Genomic DNA, 22,787 nt, shown 5'->3' with positions numbered 1-22,787 from the left:
TCCCCCGCGGAGGGGGAAGTCTCTAGGCTCGGAACCCGACCCCCACCGCCTCGCGAAGGACACCCGCCATGCACCGCGCACTGATCGTTGTGGACGTACAGAACGACTTCTGCGAGGGCGGCAGCCTCGCGGTGGCGGGGGGCGCCGACGTCGCCGCCGCCATCACCGAGCTGGTCGGCGCGGCGGGCGGCGCCGCCTACCAGCACGTGGTCGCCACCCGCGACCACCACGTCGACCCGGGCGCCCACTTCTCGGACCGGCCGGACTACGTGTCCTCCTGGCCGCGGCACTGCGTGGCGGGCACCGAGGGCGTCGGCTTCCACCCGAACTTCGCGCCGGTCGTCGCCGGCGGAGCCGTGGACGCGGTCTTCGACAAGGGCGCCTACGAGGCGGCGTACAGCGGCTTCGAGGGGCGCGACGAGAACGGCGGCACGCTGGCCGACTGGCTGCGCGCCCGCAAGGTCACCGAGGTCGACGTGGTCGGCATCGCCACCGACCACTGCGTGCGGGCGACCGCCCTGGACGCGGTCCGCGAGGGCTTCCGCACCCATGTGCTGCTCGATCTGACGGCCGGGGTGGCGAAGGAGACCACCGACCGGGCCCTGGAGGAGCTGCGCGCGGCGGGCGTGGAGCTGACCGGGAAGCCGGTGGTGGCGGGCTGACGGCCCCCGTCCCCCAGGGGGCCCGTGCGCGGGCCCGCGGCGGCCTCAGACGGCCTTGGGGAGCGACCGTACCGGGTGCCACAGCTCCTGGGCGTGGCCGGGCGTGGTCCGCCACAGCAGGCCGTCCGGGTGGTGCAGGACGGCCGTGATCTCGTCCGGGGTGGGCGGCTCGGTGTTGCCGCGGAGGTAGACCGCCCGCAGCCCCAGGTTCCGCAGCCGGGTCAGGGCGCGGGCGCGGTTCGCGGCGTGCACCAGGAAGCGGACGGTGGCTCCGTCGCCGGCCGGGCTGGGCAGTCCTATGGCGACGACGACACTGCCTCCCGGCAGTCTGCAGAACCCTCCGTTGGGCATGCGGAACCACTCCCCCGTGGAACGACTGTCAATAAGGTCGGGCGGCCGAGGCCGTAAGACGCACCTAAACACGATCGGCCGCCGCCCGCTAGGGGTCGGCGGCCGATCATGCTCTGACCTGCGACGATACGAAATATCTCGTCGTTACTTCGTCGACGGGCCCACCTGGACCGTGACCGTCGAGCCGTCCTTGGCTTCCTTGACGACCTGGATCTTGGTGTTGGTGTCAGTTACCTGGACACCCGCGCGCGGGGTCTCGGCGAACCAGTACACACCCTTGCGGTCGTCGAAGACCGGGTTGCCGGCCTGCGACGGCACCCAGGTCGGCTCGCCCGCCTTGTGGAGCTGGAAGCCGTCGGTGCGGGTGAGGCCGAACGGCGAGTCGTACGCCTGGACGCGGTTGCGCATCAGGGTGCCGTCACGCCACTTCAGCGGGCTCGGGTGGGCGTCGATCGGGAGGATGAGGCCCTTGCCCTCGTGCTGGGAGGTGTTGTTGTCCTTCTGGGACAGGTCCCACTTCCAGATCAGCAGACCGTTCTGGTACGGGTAGTGCTCGACCCAGCTCGCCTTGTCACCGGTGAAGCCGAAGTTGTACGGGCCGACCTTGAGGGTCTTGTCGTACGAGACGTACTGGCGGTTCTCCGCGATGTAGTACTGCTCGTACTCCTTCGTGAAGCCCTTGCCGATGCGCTGGAAGCCCTTGGCGGTCCAGCCGTTGGTGCCGTTCTCGGCGTTGTCCGTGAACACGGCGGCGCCGTCGGCGGTCAGCGTGATGGCGTCGGCCGCGAAGCCCTTGCCGCCCGCGCCGCCGTCCGTCTGGTAGCGGAAGCGGAGGTCGAACTTCTTGCCCGCGTAGGCGTTCAGGTCGTAGACCAGCTTCTGGTACGCGCCGGAGACGTCGGTCAGCGCCGGGGCGCCGGACGCGTCGCGCGGGAGCGGCTTGCCGTTGGCGGTGCCGTCCACGGCCGTCCAGTTGGCGCCGCCGTCCGTCGACACCTCGGTGTAGAGGTAGTCGTAGTCCAGCTCGATGTCGTACCAGCCCTGGAGCTCCAGGGAGGCCGAGCTCTTGCCGGTCAGGTCGACGGAGCGGGTGAGGGTGTTCTTGAGGTCGTCACCCATGTCGCTCCACCACTGGGTGGCACCCTCGGCGGGGGCCACGACGTCGGTGGTGACGGCCTTCTTCGGCAGCTCGACGAGGAGCGCCTGCGGGTTCTCGGTGTTGTACTCCGCCACGCCCAGCTTGTGGGTGGTCTTCGTACCGCGCTGCCAGTCGTTGACCTTGGCGTAGTTGAGCCAGCCGAGCTGGAGCTTGTCCCACGAGGTCATGTCGCCGGGCAGGTCGCCGATGGCGTCCTTGCCGGTGCCGAGCCAGGAGCCGGACGACATGAGCGTCCAGTAGCCGGTCGAGTTCTCGCCGCCGGCGGTGTCGTAGTGGTCCGGCAGGCCGAGGTCGTGGCCGTACTCGTGGGCGAAGACGCCGAGGCCGCCGTTCTCGGGCTGCACGGTGTAGTCGCCGACCCAGATGCCGGTGTCGCCGATCTGGGTGCCGCCGGCCTTGTTGTTCTCGGGGCCGGTCTTGCCCGCGTTGGTGCCGTACGCGTACCAGCGGTGGGCCCACAGGGCGTCGCCGCCCTGGGCGCCGCCGCCGGCCGACTCGTCCTCGCCCGCGTGCACGAGCTGGAAGTGGTCGATGTAGCCGTCGGGCTCGTTGAAGTTGCCGTCGGCGTCGAAGTCGTAGCGGTCCCACAGGTCGTACTGGGCCAGCGTGGACTTGATCTCGGCGTCGCTCTTGCCCTTGGCCTTCTGGTCGGCGACCCAGGCGGTGACGCCGTCGCGGACCGTGTCCCACACGTTGGCGCAGTTGGACTGGCCGCAGTAGTTGGAGCCGTAGCGGGCCTCGTTGTAGGGCAGCTTGACCCAGTCGGAGACCTGGCCGTCGACCGAGTAGCGGCCGGACGAGGTCTTCTCGTAGTAGGTCTTCAGGGACTGCTTCGGCCGGCCGAAGGCGTCCTTGCCGGTGCCGAAGTACAGGTCCTGGAAGTGCTGCTGGTTGTAGTCCTCCTGCCAGGCCGTCGAGTTGTCCTTCGAGCGGTCCGGCTCGGCGATCTGGTTGTGCAGCGGGCCGGGCGTGCCGCCGTACTTCGGCTTCAGCTCGGTGGTGTCGTCGTCCTTGCGGTCGACCAGGGTCGTGTTGTCGACCTGGTCGCCGAACTCGACGAGGATGGTGAAGATCTTGTCGGTCTTCTCGCGGCCGAGCTCGACGTACTTCTTGTCGTCGAGCTTGACGACCTTGGAGCCGTTGCGGCGCTCGACCTTGGTCTCGCCGCTGAGCACCTGCTCGATGGCGGCCTTGCGCTGCTGCTCCTGCTGCTTGCTGAACGGACCCTCGAGGTCGTGGTCGACCGTGAGCTTGTCCACGGCCCGCGGAGCGGTGGTGGGCGCGCCCGAGTGGTCGTCGGCCCACGCGGTGCTGAAGGTCGAGGCGGTGGCGGCGGTGGCCGCGAGCGCGACGACGACTGCGGACGCTCTGATGGCCCGTCGTCTGATGGTCACTTGGATCTGTCCTCCCCGGCGCTCCTCGCCGCGGACCGGTGGTGGGGTGTCCGCTCGGCGGGTTCGCGCGTCACAAGTGACGACATTCGACCGGAGTTGAAGCGGAAAAGACAGATCTTGACTTGGACAGGCCAACTGCACTATGCGGGAGCGGGTAACCGATAGTCGAACATAGAACGAACTTCCGGGCCTCGCGCGACGCGGCCGTGCGCCCCTGCGCCCCCCGTGCACCGGAGCCGTGGGTAAGGTCACGCTTACGCCGGTTCCCCTCGGGCATCCACCGTCGTAGAGTCGCCATCGCCACGCGCCCGAGGGACGGTATCCGCCATGCAGCGACCGAACGCCGCACAACTCGCCTACGGTTCGGCCACCGTCGTGCTCTCGACCGTCGCCCTGCTGCTGCTCTCCGGCACGACCACGACGCTCGGCATCGCGGCGGTCTGCGCCGCGGGCCTGATGCTCGGTGTGCTGGTGGCGGTGACGATGCCGGTCCGGGCGAGGAACGTCAAGACCTCGGTCGCCGCGGGCTCAGCGGGCGCCGAGTCCAACGGGATCCGGGTGCCGGCCGCGCCCGTGGGGGCGGGGGCCGACACCCGGGTCGGTTCGTAACGCTCGTCCTCTTCCGCCCGGTTGTCCCGACGGGTCACTGGGGCACGGAGACCACCACGGTCTTGGCCGCCTTGTCGTGAAGGCCCTGCTTGTACGGCTTGTCCACCAGGATGAGGATCAGGATCAGCAGCGGCCACAGGCAGGCGCAGCAGATCAGCGCGGGCAGCCAGAGCACGAGGGCGCGGACGAGAGAGGCGTTCATCGGCGGCGTGGAGCCGTCGTTGAGCATGGCGACCCGCAGCTTCATCAGCTTCTTGCCGAGCGTCTGACCGTTCTTGGCGGTCATGACGGTGTCGTAGGCGACGTACGCGACGATGGTGATGAGCTGGAAGACGAGCTGCCCGCCGCCGTTGAGGCTGTTGACGGTGTCACCGAAGTCGTTGTCGTCCCCGGCCCGCTCGTACACCTTGAACGGGATGCCGATGACCGCGAGCGGGATCGCGATGATCAGCCAGTCGATGATCCGGGCGGCGATGCGCCGCCCCGACTCGGCGAGCGGCGGCATCCCGGCGAGCGGGTCCGTGCCGCCGTAGCCCCCTCCGTAACCGCCGTAGGGCGGGGGCGGCGCGCTGTCGTAGGGCGAGCCGTACGGGCTTCCGGGCGGCGGGCCGCCGGGAGGCGGACCACCCGGGGGCGGGCCGCCCGGCGGCGGTTCCTGGGGCCTCTTGCGGAACGGATCGTCCTCGGGCGGCTGACCGGGGGGCGGCGGCGGCTGATCGTTGCTCATGGGGGCAGTGCACCCCGGGCCCCGGCCCCCCGCAAGGAATCGCCGCCCGTTCGGGGGACGACTCCGCCGGGCGGGCCGGGAGCGCCCTACCGGGCGACGAAGGTACGGGCCGCCTTGTCGTGCCAGCACTGCCGCCAGGGCCGGTCGACCAGGCACCACAGCACGTTGAACACACCGACGGCGAGCAGTCCGAGCACGCCGTAGACCAGCCAGCGGCGCAGCGCGGCGCCGAAGGTCGGCGGCTCGTGCGCCTCGATGTCCCGCACCTCGATCCCGCACAGCTTCTTGCCGAGCGTGCGGCCCCACTTGGCGGTGGGCAGCGCCTCGTAGAGCACGCCGATGACGAGGAAGACGGCGAGCGCGATCCCGAACTGCACGGAGGTCGTCGAGTCGATCAGCCACACCTGGACGGTGACGCCGGACTGCTTGGCGGCCTCGATCTTGTCGTTGATGTGGGTGAGCGCGGCGCTGACGAAGGGGTACGACGCCCCGCCGACCGCCGCGCCGAGCACGAGCGTGTCGACGAGCCGGGCCGTCAGCCGCCGCCCGAGCCCGGCCGGCCGCGCCGCCGCCTGCGCCCGCGCCGCCGACAGGAACGGATCCTCGGCGACCGGCTTCCAGGGCAGCACGGGCTGGCCGGCGTCCTGCCCTGCGGGGCTGGGGGCGAGCCCGGCGGCGGGCTGCGGCGGGACCGGCGCCGGGGCCGGGGCCGGGGCGGGCTGCGGGGTCCAGGAGGCGGCGGCGGGCGACGGCTGGACGGGCATGCCGCCCAGCCGGGCGGAGCCGCCGGGAGCGGCGGAACCGGAGGGGCCGGCGGGAGCGGCGGGGCCTGCGGGTGCGGCGGGACCGGGGGCGGGGCGGGCCGGCAGGCTCGCCGGGGCCTCGGCCTGCCCGCCGGTGGGTGCGCCGGCCGGGGCGCCCGCCTGGCCGCCCGCCGCGGGCCACGCCGGCGCCGCCGTGGCCGCGCTCGCCGGGGCGGGAGCGGCGGCAGCGGCGGTCGGCACGGGCGCGGCGGGCGAAGGCGCGGCGGGAGCGGTGCCGGAAGCGGTGCCGGAACCCTGCGCGGGAACGGCGGCCCGGCCGTCGGCGGCGTCACCGGCCGGGGGCCAGGCGGGCGAGGAGCCCGCGCCGGCGTCCGCGACGGCGCCGGACGTCCGCGCGGGAGCAGCGGCCCGGCCACCGGCGGCCTCACCGGCCGCGGGCCGGTCCGGTCCCGCCGTACCGGAGCCGTCCGCCGGGGCGGCGGCGGGCTCCGGCGCCGGCCAGGCGGCGCGCGGGTCGGGCGTGCCGCCCCAGGAGACCTTCTGGTCGCGCTCGCCGCCGAAGCCGGTCTGGCGGTCCGTGGTCGCCTGCCAGGCGGAGGCGGGCTCCTGCGGGGCGGCGGTCTCGGCGGCCGTGCCGGCCGGCTCCTCGTCGAGGAAGACCGGCCCGGTCTCCTCGACCGCGGGGACGGCCGGGAGCGACGGCGCGGGCGCCGGGCTCGGGGCCAGTTGGGGGGCGACGGCGACCGGCGGGGCCGGGAGCGCCTCGCCCTCCTTGGGCGCGGGGCGACTCGTACCGGGGACCCACGCACCGCCGTTCCAGTACCGGATGTACCCGGGAATGGACGGGTCCGGGTAGTACCCCGCCTGCGGTACCTCGCCGCCGCCTCCAGGAGGAGTAGCCACTGCCCCGACTCCGTTCAGTCACAACGTCTTTGATCCGCCAGGGCCGCGCGCCGTCCGCACCGACCGCGCCGAGCCCAAGGAGGACAGTAACGAAGAACGCCGCCGCACGGACAAGGAGCCCACCAGAAAGCCCGCCTTCGAGGGACAGCTCCCCGGATTTGTCACACAGCGTGATCCTCGGGCCCGGAAAAATTTTCCTCAGAAAGTTTTCCGAAGTCGCGTAATGGATCGGCCGGACCCCGCTCTCTCCTCGTGAAGGCCCGTCCCGGGGCCCCCACCGCACAGGGAGACAGGACCATGCAGAACACCGAGAACAACGTCGTGGAGCGCGAGCTGGAGCTGAAGCTCGTCCTCTCCCCCGAGCGCTCGATCCCCGTCCCGGCCCGTCTCGCCTACCGGATCGACGATCCGTACGCCGTCCACATCACCTTCCACATCGGCTCCGATCACCCGGTCAACTGGACCTTCGCCCGCGAACTCCTCGTCGAGGGTGTGTTCCGGCCCTGCGGCCACGGCGACGTCCGCATCTGGCCGACGAAGGTCGACGGGCGCAACGTCATCCTGATGGCCCTCTCCTCCCCCGACGGCGACGCCCTCCTGGAGGCGCCGTCGGCGCAGGTGTCCGCCTGGCTGGAGCGGACCCTGCGGGCGGTCCCGCCGGGCACGGAGGCCGAGCAGCTCGGCATCGACGAGGGGCTCGCCGAGCTGCTCGCCGCGACGGTCGTGGCGGACGAGCTGTGGCTGGGCGACCCGTGGCCGTCGGACGAGTCCGAGGGCGAGCTGTGAGCCGGGGCCGTTCCTCCGTGCCCGTACGGGAAGGGTCAGAAGAGCTTGCCGGGGTTGAGCAGGCCCAGCGGGTCGAAGGTCTCCTTGATGCCGCGCTGCAGCTCGACGCCCACCGGTCCCAGCTCCCTGGCCAGCCACTCCTTCTTCAGGACCCCGACCCCGTGCTCGCCGGTGATCGTGCCGCCGAGTTCGAGTCCGAGCGCCATGATCTCGTCGAAGGACTCCCGCGCCCGCCGCGACTCGTCCTCGTCGGCGTGGTCGAAGCAGACGACGGGATGGGTGTTGCCGTCGCCCGCGTGCGCGCAGACCCCGATGGTCAGCCGGTACCTGGCGGCGATCGCCGCCGTGCCCGCGAGCATCGCGGCCAGCCGGGTGCGGGGCACGCACACGTCGTCGATCATCGTGGCCGTCTTGAGGGTCTCCAGGGCGGTGAGCGAGAGCCGCCGCGCCTGGAGGAGCAGCTCGGACTCGGCGGCGTCCTCGGCCGGGACGACCTCGGTGGCGCCCGCGGCCCGGCACAGCTCCCCCACGGCGGCCAGATCGGCGGCCGGGTCGGGGGTGTCGAAGGCGCACAGGAGCAGCGCCTCGGTGGTGTCGGGCAGACCCATGTGGGCCAGCTTGTTGACGGCCCGGACGGTGGTGCCGTCCATCAGTTCGAGGAGCGACGGGGTGTGGCCGCGCTCCATGATGGCGCAGACGGTCTCGCAGGCGGCCTCCGCGGTGGGGAACTCGGCCGCCAGCGCCAACTGGACGGGCGGCTGCGGCCGGAGCGCGAGCACGGCCCCGACGACGATGCCGAGGGTGCCCTCGGAGCCGACGAAGAGGCGGGTCAGGTCGTATCCGGCGACGCCCTTGGCGGTGCGCCGGCCGGTCCTGAGCAGCCGGCCGTCGGCGAGGACGACGTCCAGACCGAGCACGTACTCGGCGGTGACCCCGTACTTCACGCAGCACAGGCCGCCGGACGCGGTGCCGATGTTGCCGCCGATGGTGCACATCTCCCAACTGGAGGGGTCCGGCGGGTAGTACAGGCCGTGCTCGGCGACGGCCCGGGACAGCACGGCGTTGATCACGCCCGGTTCGACGACGGCGATGCGGTCGACCGGGTCGATCTCCAGGATGCGGTCCATCTTGACCAGGGAGAGGACGATGCAGCCGTCGGTGGCGTTGGCGGCGCCGGAGAGCCCGGTGCGGGCGCCCTGCGGGACGACCGGGACCCGCAGCTCGGTCGCGGTGCGCATGACGTGCCGGACCTGTTCCACGGTGCGCGGGAGCACGACGGCCGCGGGGGTGCCGGCCGTGCAGAAGCTCGCCATGTCGTGGGCGTAGGAGGCCGTGACGTCCGGGTCGGTGAGGAGGGCGTCGGCGGGGAGTCCGGCGGCGAGGGCCCGGTGGAGCCGCGCCGGGAGGCCGGTTCGAGGATCGCTCTGCTGAAGATCGTCCATGCGTCCAGCGTGGCACCCGGGGCCATCGGTGTGAACCCGCCGGAGCGGGCGCTCGTGTGCTCTTCGTACAGCCGCGCCCGGGAGCACAGTGAGCGCCATGAAGACCGAGAACGTGTCGAGGACGGTCCTCGCCTGCGGCGTGGGCGCGGTGCTCGCGGCGACGGCGCTGGTGTACGTGCCCGAGCTGGTCGGCCGGACGCCGCCGCCCGCGCCCGGTCCCGCCGAGCGGGCGGCGAAGGCGGCGAACGCGGGGGCGCAGGCGGCCCTGCCGGATCTGGTCGCGCTGATCGCGGACCGGGAGAAGTGGCTGCGGGCCCATCCCGGTGACGAGGCGTCGTGGGCGATGCTCGGCGCCGCCTATACGGAGCGGGGGCTGCGGCGCGCGGACGCGGCGGACCTGCCGCGCGCGGAGGGCGCCCTGAAGCGCTCGCTGGCGGTGCGGCCGGCGGCGCGCGGAAATCCGGACGCGCAACTGGGGATGGCGGCCCTGGCGAACGCCCGCGGGGACTGGAAGTCGGCGAAGGAGTGGGCCGAGCGGGTGCGCGGGGCGAACCCGAAGCGGTGGTCGGCGTACCCGGTGCTGATCGACGCGTACAACGGTCTCGGCGACTACAAGGCGGCGCGGAAGGCGACGGAGACGCTGGCCGAGCTGCACTCGGGCGCGGTGGTCCGTGCCCGTACGGCGCAGGTGTACCGCGATCGCGGCTGGCGCGAGGACGCGGGCGCGGCGGCGCTCGACGCGGTGGCACTCGCCCGGACGCCGACCGAGAAGGCGGCGGCGCTGGCCCGGCTCGGTGACCTGGCGTGGGAGCGGGGCGAGCCGGAGGAGGCGCTGGGGCAGTACGGGGCGGCGCTGGGTCTCGTACGGGATCACGGCCCGTCGCTCGCGGGCCGGGCGCGGGCGTTCGCGGCGCTCGGCCGGACGGCGGAGGCGGTCCGCGACTGGCGGGCGGCGCTGGAGCGATTGCCGCTGCCGGAGTACTTGCTGGAGGCGGGCGAGCTGTTCGAGGCGCTGGACCGGGACGCGGAGGCGCAGGCGCTGTACGAGCGGGCCCGCACCGGCGGCTGGCCGCGGGCGGAGGCGGTCCTCGGCCTGCTGGAGGCGGAGCACGGCGACCCGGCGGCGGCGGTGCGGCGGCTGCGCGCGGAGTGGGCGCGGGGGCACCGTTCGGTGCAGGTGGCGGACGCGCTGGGGTGGGCGCTGCATCGGGCGGGCGAGCCGGAGGAGGGGCTGGAGTACGCGAAGCGGGCGACGGAGGAGGGGCTGCGGAGCGCGCTCTTCGCCTACCACCGGGGGGAGATCGAGCGGGCGCTCGGTGCGGAGGGGCCGGCGCGGCGCCACCTCGCGGAGGCCCTGCGGACCAACCCCCACTTCTCCCCCCTGCTCGCGGCGCGGGCAAGGCAGTCCCTGACAACCCTGGGCCCCCCACCGGACACCCTCCCGAGCGACGGGGACACCGCACCTACCCCGCCGAAACGACCGGCGGGCGAGCGCGCGTAGCGCCGTACCCGGCCGGCCCACGCCGTTGTGGGCATTCGTCCCGCTGGCGCGGTGCCCGCCCTTGCCGGGCCGTCGCCACTCCGTTGTGGGCATTCGTTCCGCTGGGGCGGAACGGGTGGGCACAACGGAACGGCGCCCTTTGCCGGGCCTAGGCTCCTGGTGCCTTGACCCGCACCACGAGTACGGCACCGTCGTGGTGCGGCCAGGAACAGGTGCGGAACGCGCCCGCATGGGCGCCGTCCCGTGTGCCCACCCGTCCCGCCCCAGCGGGACGATTGCCCACACGGGGGTGGGGATGGGGCGGAGGCCCACCGGGGCGCCGTCCCGGCGGGGCGGAGGCCCACCGGGGCGGTGCGGGGGCGGCGGGGGCTAGAGGTTGCCGCGCTTTTCCTGTTCGCGCTCGATCGCCTCGAACAGCGCCTTGAAGTTCCCCTTCCCGAAGCCCATCGACCCGTGCCGCTCGATCATCTCGAAGAAGACCGTCGGACGGTCCTGCACCGGCTTCGTGAAGATCTGCAGCAGGTAGCCGTCCTCGTCGCGGTCGGCCAGGATCTTCAGCTCGCGCAGCTCGTCGATCGGGACACGGGTGTCGCCGACCCACTCGCCGAGCGTGTCGTAGTACGCGTCCGGGACGGACAGGAACTCGACACCCGCGGCCCGCATCGTCCGCACGGTGGCGACGATGTCGTTCGTGGCGAGGGCGATGTGCTGGACGCCCGGGCCGCCGTAGAACTCGAGGTACTCGTCGATCTGCGACTTCTTCTTCGCGATCGCCGGCTCGTTGATCGGGAACTTCACCTTCTTGGTGCCGTCGGCGACGACCTTCGACATCAGCGCCGAGTACTCGGTCGCGATGTCGTCGCCCACGAACTCCTTCATGTTCGTGAAGCCCATGACGTTGTTGTAGAAGGCGACCCACTCGTTCATCTTGCCGAGCTCGACGTTGCCCACGCAGTGGTCGATGGCCTGGAAGGTGCGCTTGGCCGGCGGCTCGACGATCGGCTTGGCGGCGACGTAGCCGGGGAGGTAGGGGCCGTCGTAGCCGGAGCGCTCGACGAGGGTGTGGCGGGTCTCGCCGTACGTGGCGATGGCGGCCAGGACGACGGTCCCGTGCTCGTCCTTCAGCTCGTACGGCTCGACGAGGCCGGTGGCGCCCTGCTCGACGGCGTGGGCGTAGGCGGCACGCGCGTCCGGCACCTCGATCGCCAGGTCGATGACGCCGTCGCCGTGCGCGGCGACGTGCTCGTCGATGAAGCGGCCCCAGTCGCTGGTGGCCTTGATGACGGAGGTGAACACGAAACGGGCGGCCCCGTTCGTGAGGACGTAACTGGCGGTCTCGCGGCTGCCGTTCTCCGGTCCGGAGTACGCGACCAGCTTCATGCCGAAGGCCGTGGAGTAGTAGTGCGCGGCCTGCTTGGCGTTGCCGACGGCGAAGACGACCGCGTCCATTCCCTTCACCGGGAAGGGATCGGCCTCACGCGCGGTGCTCAGGGTCTGATCGATGGTCTCAGTCATGGGAGCAGGGTCACCCCGGGCGGCAGGCTGCGCAATAGTTTGTTGTTTCCCTGGTCAATGTGTACAGCGGCAAGCGAGTATGGCCGTGCGACTTGTACATCCTGACCATCGGGAGGCCGCCGTGGCGATCGATCATCTGGACGGGCGGCTGATCGTGCTGCTCGCCGAGGAGCCCCGGATCGGGGTCCTGGAGGCGTCGCGACGCCTGGGCGTGGCGCGCGGCACCGTCCAGGCCCGCCTCGACCGGCTTCAGTCGAACGGAGTCATCCGGGGTTTCGGGCCGCAGGTCGATCCGGCGGCCCTCGGCTACCCGGTCACCGCCTTCGCGACCCTGGAGATCAAACAGGGCCAAGGCGCCGATGTACGCGGCCACTTGGCGACCGTGCCGGAGGTCCTGGAGCTGCACACCACCACCGGCCACGGGGACATGCTGTGCCGTCTGGTGGCCCGCTCCAACGCCGATCTCCAGCGGGTGATCGACCGCGTCGTCGGTTTTGATGGCATCGTCCGGGCCTCCACGGCGATCGTCATGGAGAACCCGGTCCCCCTGCGGATCATCCCGCTGGTGGAACAGGCCGCGGAGGACCGGGACCCGCCGCGGTGACCCCCGGGCCCTGTGCCCCCGGGGCCTTGTGGAGGGACGCGCGTGAGCTTCTGGGACTATCTGGTCAGTCGCCACCAGCAGTTGCTCACCGACGCCTTCCAGCACGTCAGCGCCGTCTTCCAGTGCATGCTGATCGCCACCGCGGTCGGCGTGCTGATCAGCCTGCTCACGTACCGCAGCCCGTGGGCGGGCAGCGTGGCGATCATGTCCACGGCCACCCTGCTCACCATCCCCTCCCTCGCCGCGATCGGTCTGCTCATCCCGCTCGTCGGCCTGGGCGTGCCGCCCACCGTCATCACCCTCACGCTGTACGGGCTGCTGCCCGTGGTCCGCAACGCGATCGTGGGCCTGCGCGGGGTGGACCCGAGCCTGGTGGACGCGGCCAAGGGCATCGGCATGTCCCGGGCGGCCCGGCTGCTGCGGGTCGAGCTGCCGCTCGCGTGGCCGCCGATCCTGACCGGCATCCGGGTGTCGACCCAGATGCTGATGGGGATCGCCGCGGTCGCCGCGTACGCCTCGGGGCCCGGTCTCGGCAACGAGATCTTCCGCGGCATCGCCTCCCTGGGCAGCGCCAACGCCATCAACCAGGTGCTCGCCGGCACGCTCGGGATCGTGATCCTCGCCCTGCTCTTCGACGGGGCGTACGTCCTGCTCGGCCGCCTGACCGTACCAAGGGGGATCCGTGTCTGAGACCGCCGTCACCACCTCCGGCGCCTCCATCGAGCTGGAGGACCTCACCAAGCGCTACCCGGGCAATCCGCACCCCTCCGTGGACGGCGTCAGCATGGAGATCAAGGCGGGCGAGACGGTGATCTTCGTCGGTCCGTCCGGGTGCGGGAAGTCCACCACCCTGAAGATGATCAACCGGCTGATCGAGCCGACCAGCGGCCGCATCCGCATCGGCGACGAGGACGTCACGAACATCGACCCGGTGAAGCTGCGCCGGAAGGTCGGTTACGCCATCCAGTCCTCCGGCCTCTTCCCGCACATGACGGTGGCCGAGAACATCGCCCTCGTACCGAAGATGGTCGGCTGGTCGAAGTCCCGGGTGAAGGACCGGGTCGAGGAGATGCTGGACCTGGTCGGCCTCGACCCGCGCGAGTTCCACGGCCGTTATCCGCGCCAGCTCTCCGGCGGCCAGCAGCAGCGGGTGGGCGTGGCCCGGGCGCTCGCCGCGGACCCGCCGGTGCTGCTCATGGACGAGCCGTTCGGCGCGGTCGACCCGATCACCCGCGACCACCTCCAGGACGAGCTGATCCGGCTCCAGCACGAGCTGCACAAGACGATCGTGTTCGTCACCCACGACTTCGACGAGGCCATCAAGCTCGGCGACCGGATCGCGGTGCTGCGCGAGCGCTCGCACATCGCCCAGTTCGACACGCCGGAGGCGATCCTCACCAACCCCACCGACGACTTCGTCTCCGGTTTCGTCGGCGCGGGCGCGGCACTGAAGCGGCTGAACCTCACCCGGGTGCGGGACGTCGGGGTCGCCGACTTCCCGACGGTGACGGTCGACGACCCGCTCCAGTCGATCTTCAACGCGCTGCGCAAGGGCCCGCACAACGAGCTGCTGATGCTGGACCGGCGCGGCCGGCCGTACAAGTGGCTGCGGCGCGGGGACCTGATGCGGGCCAAGGGTTCGCTGGCCCGGGCGGGCACCCTCGTGCACGACACGGTGACCCGGGACGCGACCCTGCACGACGCCCTGGAGGCGGTCCTGATCGACAGCGGCGGCCGGGTCGCGGTGACCGGGCGGCGCGGTGAGTACATCGGGGTGGTCGACATGGAGACCCTGATGAACTCGGTCCACGAGCTCCTCGAAGCCGACCGGCTCGCGGCGATCGAGCACCAGCACGAGCTGGAGGAACTCCGCGCCCACCAGACGGAGCAGGAGCTGGAGGGCGGAACGTGAGCGACACGGAGAACCGCCCGGCCGGCGAGCACGAGGTCCGGGGCCACACCTTCCTGGACGAGGGGCACGCGGCCGTCGTCGAGAAGGCGGAGCCTCCTCCCCCGCCGGCCGGGCCCCGGCGCCGGATCACCTGGCGCAAGCTGGTGCTGCTGCCCGCCTTCGTGGCGCTGGTGCTGCTCGCGACCTTCCTGTGGATCTCCAGCGCCGACCTCGACTCGATCGCCCGCAACGCCCTGGCGGGCGGCAACGTACAACTGCGGCTGTGGCAGCACGTGAAGCTGACGGCGATCTCCACGTTCTGGGTGCTGGTCATCGCGATCCCGCTCGGCATCGCCCTCACCCGCCGGGGCCTGGACCGGGCGGCCCCCGTCTTCACGGCGCTCGCGAACATCGGGCAGGCGACCCCGGCGATCGGCCTCCTCGCGCTGCTGGTGATCTGGCTGGGCATCGGCCCGTCGACGGCGATCGTCGGCATGGTGGTGTACGCGGTGCTGCCGGTGCTCTCCAACACGGTGGCCGGGCTGCGGGCGATCGACCCGCAGCTCGTGGAGGCCGCCCGGGGCATCGGAATGTCCCCGTCCGGCACCCTCACCAAGGTCGAACTGCCGCTGGCCGTCCCGCTGATCCTCGCCGGCGTGCGCACGGCCCTCGTGCTGAACGTGGGCACGGCGACCCTCGCGACCTTCGGCGGGGGCGGCGGGCTCGGCGATCTGATCACCTCGGGCATCCAGACGCAGCGGATGGCGGTCCTGGTCCTCGGCTCCGTGCTGACGGTGGCCCTCGCGCTGCTCGTCGACTGGCTGGCCTCGCTGGCGGAGGTGGCGCTGACGCCGCGCGGCCTGGGAGCGGAGGCGTGATGCGGGCGGCGGCGCGGTGTCGGCCGGGGCCGCGGTGGTGGCCGGGGCCGCGGTGGTGGCCGGGGCCGCGGTGGTGGCCGGCTGCCCTGATTCCGGCCCTGGTCGCGGCCTTGGTGCTGTCCGGCTGCGGGCTGAAGAGCGGCTCTCCGATGGTCGACGACGTGGTGCCGGGCTCGGTGGGCCGAGGGCAGCCGCTGAAGGGCGCCTCGCTCACGGTCACGTCGAAGACCTTCACCGAGAACATCGTCCTGGGCCAGATGATCGGCCTGGTCTTCAAGGCGGCGGGCGCGGAGGTCCTGGACCGGACGAACCTGGCCGGTTCGATCAGCACGCGCGAGGCGATCGTGAAGGGCGACGCCGACGCCATGTACGACTACACGGGCACGGCCTGGATCACGTACCAGGGCAACGCCGAGCCGATCGCCGACCCGGCGGCGCAGTGGGAGGCGGTGCGCCGGGCGGACCGGAAGAACGGGGTGGTGTGGCTGCCGCAGGCGTCGCTGGACAACACGTACGCGCTGGCGATCAGCCGCAGGAACAACGAGAAGTACCGCCTGCGCACCCTCTCGGACGTGGCGGCGCTCGCGAAACGGGACCCGTCGGCGGTGACGGTGTGCGTGGAGAACGAGTTCGCCTCGCGCGACGACGGGCTGCCGGGGATGCAGAAGGCGTACGGGATGAGCCTGCCGGCCGCGAACGTACGGAAGATGGACGCCGGGATCATCTACACCCAGGTCTCGCAGTCCGATTCCTGCCTGCTCGGCGAGGTGTACACGACCGACGGCCGGATCAAGGCGATGGACCTGACGGTCCTGGAGGACGACCGGCAGTTCTTCCCGAACTACAACGCGGCGCCGGAGCTGAACGCGGCGACGTACGCGAAGTACCCGGCGATCGCGGATCTGCTCGGGCCGGTGACGGCGAAGCTGACGACGGCGGTGGCCCGGGAGCTCAACGCGGAGGTCGACGTGGAGGGCCGGGACCCGCACGAGGTGGCGAAGGAGTGGCTGATTGAGGAGGGCTTCATCAGGGAGGGGTGATGGCAGCCGATGGCCGCCCGTAGAGTTGCAAAGAAGACTCTGCAAAAAAGCCTTGCAGAGAGTGCTTTGCAACTCTACGGTGGAGTCATGTCCGAGAAGCACGAGTCCGAACCCCGGCCCGAGGCCGGGCACGCCCCCCGGCCCGAAGCCGGCTCCGGGGCCCGCCCCGCACCGCCCCCGCCCCGCGTGCTCGACCCCCGTTCCCTACGGGGCCTCGCCCACCCCCTGCGCATCCAACTGCTGCGCGCCCTGCGCCACCACGGCCCCGCCACGGCCTCCCAACTCGCCGAGCGGCTGGGCGAGTCCAGCGGCGCCACCAGCTACCACCTGCGCCAGCTCGCCGCCCACGGCTTCGTCGAGGACGACCCGGAGCGCGGCAAGGGCCGGGAGCGCTGGTGGAAGGCGGCCCAGCAGGGCACCGCCATCGACGAGTCGCTGCACGCCAACCCGGACCCCGAGGTGCAGGGCGCGGTCGAGGTCTTCCTCTACGAGATCGCGAACATCCACACCCAGGAGCTCCACACCTTCCTCGGCAACCGCCACCAGTGGATCGACGAGTGGAACGGCGCCTCCGACATCAGCGACTTCACGCTGCACCTGTCCCCGGAGCGGCAGCGCGAGCTCAACGAGCGGATACACGCCCTGATCGGCGAGTACCACGCGGCCGAGGACCGCGACGCCCCCGGCGTCCAGCGGGTGCGGATGCACCTGCACGCCTTTCCCCAGCACGGCGCGAACTGACCGACGTACGTACGGACACGACCGGAAGGGCCCGTCCCATGCACCCCGACATCCACCTCACGCTGCACGCCCTGACCGCCGCCGAGCTCCGCCACGCCGCCGCCACCGCCGCCCCCGCCACTCCCGTCCGCGTCCAACTGGGCTGGAAGCTGGTCGAATTCGGCCTGAAGCTGGCGATACCTCGGTCTCCCCGCCCCGTCTCCTTGTCCGCCTGAACCGCCACCGCACCGGGGGGACCACCGTGCGCTCACGCACGCCACTGGCCGGCGTACTCGCCGCCAACGCCATTTCCATCAGCGGCAACTCACTCACCCTCATCGGCGTGCCGTGGTTCGCCCTGGAGACCACCGGAAGCCCCGGCAAGGCGGGCCTCGTCGCCTTCTGCGCCGCCGCGCCCGTCGTGGTCTCCGCCCTCGCCGGCGGTCCCGTCATCGACCGGATCGGCCGCCGCCGGGTCTCCGTCGTCTCCGACCTCGTCTGCGCCCTCGCGCTCGTCGCGATCCCCCTGCTCAACCGGGCCGGGATGCTGCAGTTCTGGATGCTGTGCGCGCTCATGGCCGTCACCGGCCTCTTCCACGCGCCCGGCGAGACCGCACGCCACGTCCTCGTCCCCGACCTCGCCCAGCACGCCGGCACCCCGCTCGCGCGCGCCGCGAGCCTCTACGACGCCGTCTCGCGCGGCGCCCGGATGGCCGGTGCCGCCGTCGGCGGCCTGCTCGTCGCGCTGATCGGCGCCGACACCGTGCTGTACGTCGACGCCGCCACCTTCCTGGCCTCCGCCCTCCTCGTCCTCACGACCCTGCGGGGCATCCCGGCGGCCGAACCACCGCGCGCCGCACCACCCCTGAACCTCGCCGCCTACCGCGCCGACCTGCGCGAGGGCTACTCCTTCCTGCTGCGCACCAAGCTGCTGCTCGCCGTCGACCTCATGGTGATGGTGACCAACGGTCTCGCCCTGAGCTGGAGCGCCGTACTGCTGCCGCTGCACGCCCGCGAGGAGCTCGGCGGCTCGGCCGCCCAGGGCCTGCTGGTCGCCGTCTTCGGCGGCAGCGCCCTCGCCGGCGCCCTCCTCTACGGCGCGGCCGGTCACCGTTTCCCGCGCCGGCCGGTCTTCACCGCCGGTTTCCTGATATCGGGCGCGCCCATCGTCACCGCCGCCCTCACCGACACCGTCCCGCCGATGATCGTGGCAGCGGCGCTCGGCGGGCTCGGTGCCGGAGTGCTCAACCCGATCCTCACCACCGCCTTCTACGAGGTGGTGCCCGAGGAGCTGCGCAGCCGCGTCGGCGGCGCCAGCTCGGCCGCGGTGCTGCTCACCACCCCGCTCGGCGGCCTGGCCGCCGGCCTCCTGGTCGAGAGCGCGGGCCTCACGGCGGCGCTGCTCGCGGTGGGCGGGGCGTTCTTCCTGGCGACCCTCTCGCCGCTGCTGTTCCCGGTCTGGCGCCAACTGGACGCCCCGGTCCCGGCCCCGGCCGCGGCCACGCCGAAGGAGGCTCTCAGCAGCTCGGGACCTTCGACTCCTGCCCCTGTTCCAGGGCGCGGAGAGAGGACACCGCGTCGCTGAGGGCGGTGACCGGCACCAGGCGCAGGCCCTTCGGCAGCTCCGCCTCCGCCTGGGAGCACTCGGCCTTCGGCACGAGGAAGACGGTGGCCCCGTCACGGGCGGCGGCCTGCGTCTTCAGGGAGACCCCGCCGACGGCGCCGACGGTCCCGTCCGGGTCGATCGTGCCCGTACCGGCGACGATCCGGCCGCCGGTCAGCTCACCGCCGTCGCCGTCCCCGGCGATCTTGTCGACGATGCCCAGCGAGAACAGCAGTCCGGCGCTGGGGCCGCCGATGTCGGCCAGATGGAGCCGGACCTTCACCTTCTTCGGGTCCAGTTTCAAATAGCCGAGGGCGGCGAGCGTCGCCGCGTCCTGTGACTCCTTCATCTGACCCAGGTTGTGCTTCTCGATCTCCTCGTCGGACTTGCCCGACGGATAGACGGAGGACTTCGGCAGAACCGCCCGGTCGGTGCGGAACCAGGCGTCGGCGACCTCTCCGAGGTCGATGGGCTCGGACGGCCCGGTCGCCACGATCGTGGTCATCCGCAACTGACCCTCGGTCGGGCGGACCGGGACTCCGGAGACGGTGATCACCTCGCGGCCCTTGTCCTCGCCGAGCACATCGGCCGTCGAGCCGGGCTGTGCGATCGAGTACGGCAGCGGCGCGAGCCCGGCGACGGCGAGCAGCGCAACGACGGGCAGGGCGCAGAGCGCGAGGGCACGGGGGCGCGGGAGTCCGGCGAGACGGGAGAACACGCCCCCAATCTACTGGGCGGCCGCGCGCCCACCGCGACGGCAGCCGGTGGCCGCCCCCCTGGGGCGGGTGGCGGCCGCACCCGCCGCTACGGCAGTCGGGCGGCCCGGCCCACCCCGGGGCAGCCGGTGGCCGAACCCAGCGCTACGGCAGTCGGCGGGCGAAGAAGGCGCCCACCCGGCGCCGTACCGTCGCCACCGCCGTGGCCGGGTCGCCGGGGCCGACGAGCGCGGCCCGGGCGGCGGCCGTCACCAGGCCGGCGGCCTGGAGCTGCGGGACGAACGCCGCGTAGTCGGTGAACGCCCAGTGGTTCGCGCCGGTGAGCAGGGCACGGCGGCCGGGCAGCCCGGCCCAGGAGCGCTCGAGGCGGGCGGCGGCGTCGAAGCCGTCGGTGCGGAAGAGCAGCAGCGGCCGGTCGAAGCCGTCGAGGGGGGCCAGGTCGAGATGGCCCTCCAGATTCGCCACGGCGCGGATCCGGCGGTCGCCGTGCGCCGCGTACACGGCGGCGGTGCCGCCCGCCGAGTGCCCGACGATGCCGATCCGGCGCCGGTCCATGACCGGGGCGAGGGGCAGGTCGCCCAGGCGGTCGAGGACGAAGCGGAGGTCCCCGAGCCGGGTGTCGATCATGGTGCGGAAGGTCTCCGGGGACGGCGGCCGGAGCAGGGCGGTGGTCCGCATGCCGGTGGGGAGCTCCACCTGGGTGGCGTCGCCGGGGTGGTCGACCAGGACGACGACCCTGCCGTGGCTCGCCAGGTCCTCCGCGAGGCCGGTGCCGAGGGTGCGGGAGTCCCCGCCGCCCGGGGTGTACAGCAGCACCGGGCGGCGGCCGGGCAGGGCGGGGGCGCCGAGGTGCCCGTGGGTGAGGACGGCGCCCCAGTCCACCGTCCCCGGCTGCGGCAGGCCCGGGCGGACGTGCGGCGCGAGGTCGGCGAAGACCACGGCCTCGTCGGGGGTGAGCTGCGGGACGCGCGGGCATCCGCGCACGCTGCGGGCCGGGTAGAGGACGGTGAGCATCAGTTCCCGCACGCCGCCCTCCCAGGGGTCGGTACGGGTGTGGTCGGTGAGGTGGACGGTGCGCAGGCCGACGGGGTGGGGGCCGGTCGGCGCCGGCAGTCGCAGCGCCGGGCCGAGCAGCGCCTCTCGGGCGTGCGCGGTGGTCGTCGGGAGCAGCGCGGCGGCGACGACACCGGCGAGGGCGCCTCGGGCGAGGGTGCGGCGGCTGGGAGCGGTACGGCGGCTGGGAGCGGGTTTCGCTGTCATACCGGGCATCCTTGGGGCGGGGCGGGGGCCCGCGCGAAGGTTCAGGCCCTGCCCGAAAGGCTGGTCAGGGGCGAGGGCGAGGGTGGGGAGTCGTGCGGGTGCTGCGGATCCATTTCACGGCGGAGGACTTCGGACGGGTGCGTTTCGCGCCCCGGCCGGCGCCGCTCCAGGAGCTCCATGCGGCCCTGACGACGGCGGTCGCGCCCCGCCGCCCCGCGCCGCCGCTCTTCGGTCGCTGGCGCGGCCGGGTGCTGCGTGCGCTGCCGGCCGCCGCGGGGGCCCTCGCCGACCTGGTGCCGGCGGGCCGCCCGCCGTCCTTCCTCGACGTCCTCGGCGACAGCCTCGCCGACGGTTTCGAACGGATCCGCTCGACCGCGCCCGAGGTCGTCCGCTCCGAACTGGAGCGGGTGTACGGGGCCGCGCCCGCGCCGCGCTGGATCGCGGGCCTGCACGCGGGCGAGGAGACGTCCTGGCAGACGGTACGGAAGGCCCAGCGGGCCGCGTACGAGACGGTCCTCGCGCCCGTCTGGGCGCGGGTGCAGGACCTGCACCGCGAGGAGTTCGCCCGGCACGCCCTGGCGGTCGCCGAGCACGGCGTGGCCGCGGCCCTGACCGCCCTGGTCCCCGGCACGCGGCTCCACGAGGGCGTCTGGGAGTGGCCGGGCCGGCCGGGCCGTGACGTACGGCTCGCCGGCCGCGGCCTGGTCCTGCTGCCGACCTTCCACCACCCGGCGGGCCCGCTCCTCCACGACCTTCCGGACCGCCCGGTGGTCCTCACCTACCCGGCGGACCCCGGCCACCCGCCCGTCCAGGACGCGGCGCCCCCGGACGAGCCCCTGACCCCCGTCCTGGGCCGCACCCGCACCGCCCTCCTCCACCTCCTCGCCACCCCCCACACCACGACCACCCTCGCCCGCGCCCTGGGCGTCAGCAACGCGACCGCCTCGGCCCACGCGGCCGCCCTCCGAGCGGCCGGCCTCCTCACCACCACCCGCACGGGCCGCTCGGTGACCCACGAACGCACGGCCCTGGGCGCCCTCATGACGGGCCCGGCCCACGCGGAGCGGTAGGCGCCGGGGCGAGAGCCGGGGCGCGTCCCGGGGGCGTGGACGGGCGCGACCGGAGGGCACGGCCCCCACGAGGCGCCGGGCACGCTCAGCACGCCGAACGCGAGGCACTCGGCCCGACAGTCCGGTCGCTGCCACCGGCAGACGGCGAGCCCGCGCCCTAGCGCAGCGCGTCGGCGACTTCTCTGGCCGCGTCCACGACTCTCGGGCCCACCCGTTCCGGGACCGCGTCGGCCAGCATGACGACGCCCACGCTGCCCTCGATGCCGGTCACGCCGACGAGCGGGGCGGCGGCGCCGCTCGCGCCGGCCTCGAGTTCGCCGTGGGTGAGGGTGAAGCCCGGTTCGATGAGCTCGCCCTGGCGGGCGGCGAGGATGGCGCGGCCGGCCGCGCCGCGGTCCAGCGGGTGGCGGAAGCCGGCCCGGTAGGCCACGTGGTAGTCGGTCCAGGTCGGTTCGACGACGGCGACGGCGAGCGCCTCCGCCCCGTCGACGAGGGTCAGGTGCGCGGTCGCGCCTATGTCCTCGGCGAGCGAGCGCAGCGCGGGCAGCGCGGCCTCCCGCACCAGCGGGTGCACCTGCCGGCCGAGCCGGAGCACGCCGAGGCCGACCCGGGCACGGCCGCCGAGGTCCCGGCGGACGAGGGCGTGCTGTTCGAGCGTGGCGAGCAGTCGGTAGACGACGGTCCTGTTCACACCGAGTCGGTTGGACAACTCGGTGACGGTCAGGCCGTGGTCGGTGTCGGCGAGCAGTTTGAGGACTCGAAGTCCCCGGTCGAGCGTCTGGGAGGTCTCCGCGGTCACGACGCCCTCTCCTTCGGAGTGAGTGACAACGGACTCCGACGAAAGCCGCGGCACCGGTCCCATCGGCGACGCACGTCAGAGGCCGCCGGCAGGACGGGGTACACCGGCTGCGCTCCGCGGCGGCGCTGCCACGGGGCGTTTGCTTGAGCCGGGACAGTAGCGACCTGCTCCGCTCAGCGGAAGACCTCGTCCAGAATCCGGGCGCGTGCGACCTGATACGGGCGGTTCGGATCCTTAAGTCGGCCGAACACGGGACTTCGGCGGACAAGATCGCCCGCCCCGCCCTCCCGTCCCGGAGGAACGGCCCGGGGCCCGTACGCGTCGTGCGTACGGGCGACGACCACGGAGCCGACCGACGGCCTCGGCTTCGGCCTCGGCTCCGGTTCCGGTTCC

The 22,787-nt window shown here is 73.0% G+C and carries 22 protein-coding genes; 13 read left to right on the top strand and 9 right to left on the bottom strand.

Annotated elements, in window-relative coordinates:
- The first annotated feature begins 68 nt into the window (after window positions 1-68).
- Complete coding sequence (locus ABZ135_RS07385) at window positions 69-662, top strand: isochorismatase family protein (protein ID WP_356692765.1); 594 nt, start codon at window positions 69-71, stop codon at window positions 660-662.
- 45 nt (window positions 663-707) lie between these two features.
- On the opposite strand, the gene ABZ135_RS07380 is transcribed toward ABZ135_RS07385, so the two are convergent.
- Together ABZ135_RS07380 and ABZ135_RS07375 are read right to left on the bottom strand one after the other, a co-directional pair.
- Window positions 708-1,013: a hypothetical protein gene (locus tag ABZ135_RS07380; protein ID WP_356692763.1), complete on the bottom strand. Its 306-nt coding sequence runs from the start codon at window positions 1,011-1,013 to the stop codon at window positions 708-710.
- 144 nt (window positions 1,014-1,157) lie between these two features.
- Complete coding sequence (locus ABZ135_RS07375; RefSeq protein ID WP_356692761.1) at window positions 1,158-3,566, bottom strand: immune inhibitor A domain-containing protein; 2,409 nt, start codon at window positions 3,564-3,566, stop codon at window positions 1,158-1,160.
- Window positions 3,567-3,893: 327 nt separating this feature from the next.
- Here ABZ135_RS07375 and ABZ135_RS07370 point away from each other — a divergent pair, with 327 nt between their 5' ends.
- Window positions 3,894-4,175, top strand: a complete 282-nt coding sequence (locus ABZ135_RS07370; protein ID WP_356692759.1) for a hypothetical protein — start codon at window positions 3,894-3,896, stop codon at window positions 4,173-4,175.
- A 34-nt stretch (window positions 4,176-4,209) separates the two neighbouring features.
- On the opposite strand, the gene ABZ135_RS07365 is transcribed toward ABZ135_RS07370, so the two are convergent.
- Together ABZ135_RS07365 and ABZ135_RS07360 are read right to left on the bottom strand one after the other, a co-directional pair.
- Window positions 4,210-4,902: an RDD family protein gene (locus tag ABZ135_RS07365; protein WP_356692757.1), complete on the bottom strand. Its 693-nt coding sequence runs from the start codon at window positions 4,900-4,902 to the stop codon at window positions 4,210-4,212.
- Between the two features lie 86 nt (window positions 4,903-4,988).
- A complete protein-coding gene (locus tag ABZ135_RS07360) occupies window positions 4,989-6,569 on the bottom strand; it encodes an RDD family protein (protein WP_356692755.1) in 1,581 nt (526 codons plus the stop codon).
- A 297-nt stretch (window positions 6,570-6,866) separates the two neighbouring features.
- Between ABZ135_RS07360 and ABZ135_RS07355 the strand changes: the two genes are divergently transcribed.
- Entirely contained in the window at window positions 6,867-7,355 is a 489-nt protein-coding gene (locus ABZ135_RS07355; protein ID WP_356692753.1) for an SsgA family sporulation/cell division regulator, read from the top strand.
- Window positions 7,356-7,390: 35 nt separating this feature from the next.
- Here ABZ135_RS07355 and ABZ135_RS07350 read toward each other — a convergent pair whose 3' ends face one another.
- On the bottom strand, window positions 7,391-8,797 hold the full coding sequence (locus tag ABZ135_RS07350; RefSeq protein WP_356692751.1) for an FAD-linked oxidase C-terminal domain-containing protein: 1,407 nt from the start codon (window positions 8,795-8,797) through the stop codon (window positions 7,391-7,393).
- 97 nt (window positions 8,798-8,894) lie between these two features.
- Between ABZ135_RS07350 and ABZ135_RS07345 the strand changes: the two genes are divergently transcribed.
- Window positions 8,895-10,298: a hypothetical protein gene (locus tag ABZ135_RS07345; protein ID WP_356692749.1), complete on the top strand. Its 1,404-nt coding sequence runs from the start codon at window positions 8,895-8,897 to the stop codon at window positions 10,296-10,298.
- Window positions 10,299-10,667: 369 nt separating this feature from the next.
- On the opposite strand, the gene hppD is transcribed toward ABZ135_RS07345, so the two are convergent.
- The gene (gene hppD / locus ABZ135_RS07340; protein ID WP_356692747.1) at window positions 10,668-11,813 is read right to left on the bottom strand and encodes a 4-hydroxyphenylpyruvate dioxygenase; all 1,146 of its coding nucleotides are present in this window, start codon (window positions 11,811-11,813) and stop codon (window positions 10,668-10,670) included.
- 121 nt (window positions 11,814-11,934) lie between these two features.
- On the opposite strand from hppD, the gene ABZ135_RS07335 reads away from it, so the two are divergent.
- From ABZ135_RS07335 to ABZ135_RS07300, 8 genes are all read left to right on the top strand, one after another.
- On the top strand, window positions 11,935-12,417 hold the full coding sequence (locus tag ABZ135_RS07335) for an Lrp/AsnC family transcriptional regulator (protein ID WP_345487928.1): 483 nt from the start codon (window positions 11,935-11,937) through the stop codon (window positions 12,415-12,417).
- A gap of 42 nt (window positions 12,418-12,459) precedes the next feature.
- The gene (locus tag ABZ135_RS07330) at window positions 12,460-13,107 is read left to right on the top strand and encodes an ABC transporter permease (protein WP_356692745.1); all 648 of its coding nucleotides are present in this window, start codon (window positions 12,460-12,462) and stop codon (window positions 13,105-13,107) included.
- The gene (locus ABZ135_RS07325) at window positions 13,100-14,329 is read left to right on the top strand and encodes a betaine/proline/choline family ABC transporter ATP-binding protein (RefSeq protein WP_356692743.1); all 1,230 of its coding nucleotides are present in this window, start codon (window positions 13,100-13,102) and stop codon (window positions 14,327-14,329) included. Before ABZ135_RS07330 ends, ABZ135_RS07325 begins: the two co-directional genes overlap by 8 nt.
- The gene (locus ABZ135_RS07320; protein WP_356692741.1) at window positions 14,326-15,186 is read left to right on the top strand and encodes an ABC transporter permease; all 861 of its coding nucleotides are present in this window, start codon (window positions 14,326-14,328) and stop codon (window positions 15,184-15,186) included. The genes ABZ135_RS07325 and ABZ135_RS07320 overlap by 4 nt, the downstream gene beginning before the upstream one ends.
- A gap of 149 nt (window positions 15,187-15,335) precedes the next feature.
- Complete coding sequence (locus ABZ135_RS07315) at window positions 15,336-16,226, top strand: glycine betaine ABC transporter substrate-binding protein (RefSeq protein ID WP_356692739.1); 891 nt, start codon at window positions 15,336-15,338, stop codon at window positions 16,224-16,226.
- An 87-nt stretch (window positions 16,227-16,313) separates the two neighbouring features.
- On the top strand, window positions 16,314-16,967 hold the full coding sequence (locus ABZ135_RS07310) for a winged helix-turn-helix domain-containing protein (protein WP_356692737.1): 654 nt from the start codon (window positions 16,314-16,316) through the stop codon (window positions 16,965-16,967).
- A gap of 38 nt (window positions 16,968-17,005) precedes the next feature.
- Window positions 17,006-17,182 carry a hypothetical protein gene (locus ABZ135_RS07305; protein WP_356692735.1) on the top strand — a complete coding sequence of 59 codons (177 nt, stop codon included), beginning with the start codon at window positions 17,006-17,008 and terminating at the stop codon, window positions 17,180-17,182.
- 26 nt (window positions 17,183-17,208) lie between these two features.
- On the top strand, window positions 17,209-18,531 hold the full coding sequence (locus tag ABZ135_RS07300; RefSeq protein WP_356692733.1) for an MFS transporter: 1,323 nt from the start codon (window positions 17,209-17,211) through the stop codon (window positions 18,529-18,531).
- On the opposite strand, the gene ABZ135_RS07295 is transcribed toward ABZ135_RS07300, so the two are convergent.
- Together ABZ135_RS07295 and ABZ135_RS07290 are read right to left on the bottom strand one after the other, a co-directional pair.
- Window positions 18,464-19,267 (bottom strand): S16 family serine protease, encoded by an 804-nt coding sequence (locus ABZ135_RS07295; protein ID WP_356692731.1) that lies wholly within the window; start codon window positions 19,265-19,267, stop codon window positions 18,464-18,466. The two genes, ABZ135_RS07300 and ABZ135_RS07295, sit on opposite strands and share 68 nt — an antisense overlap.
- Window positions 19,268-19,409: 142 nt before the next feature.
- Complete coding sequence (locus ABZ135_RS07290) at window positions 19,410-20,525, bottom strand: acetylhydrolase (protein ID WP_356692729.1); 1,116 nt, start codon at window positions 20,523-20,525, stop codon at window positions 19,410-19,412.
- A gap of 98 nt (window positions 20,526-20,623) precedes the next feature.
- Here ABZ135_RS07290 and ABZ135_RS07285 point away from each other — a divergent pair, with 98 nt between their 5' ends.
- A complete protein-coding gene (locus ABZ135_RS07285; protein ID WP_356692727.1) occupies window positions 20,624-21,595 on the top strand; it encodes an ArsR family transcriptional regulator in 972 nt (323 codons plus the stop codon).
- Between the two features lie 157 nt (window positions 21,596-21,752).
- Here the strand turns inward: ABZ135_RS07285 and ABZ135_RS07280 are convergent, their stop codons facing one another.
- Window positions 21,753-22,394, bottom strand: a complete 642-nt coding sequence (locus ABZ135_RS07280) for a helix-turn-helix domain-containing protein (RefSeq protein ID WP_352080204.1) — start codon at window positions 22,392-22,394, stop codon at window positions 21,753-21,755.
- Between the last annotated feature and the right edge of the window lie 393 nt (window positions 22,395-22,787).

The organism is Streptomyces sp. NPDC006339, from assembly GCF_040612775.1.
Classification (GTDB): Bacteria; Actinomycetota; Actinomycetes; order Streptomycetales; family Streptomycetaceae; genus Streptomyces.
This window is presented reverse-complemented; position numbering and strand designations above follow the sequence as displayed.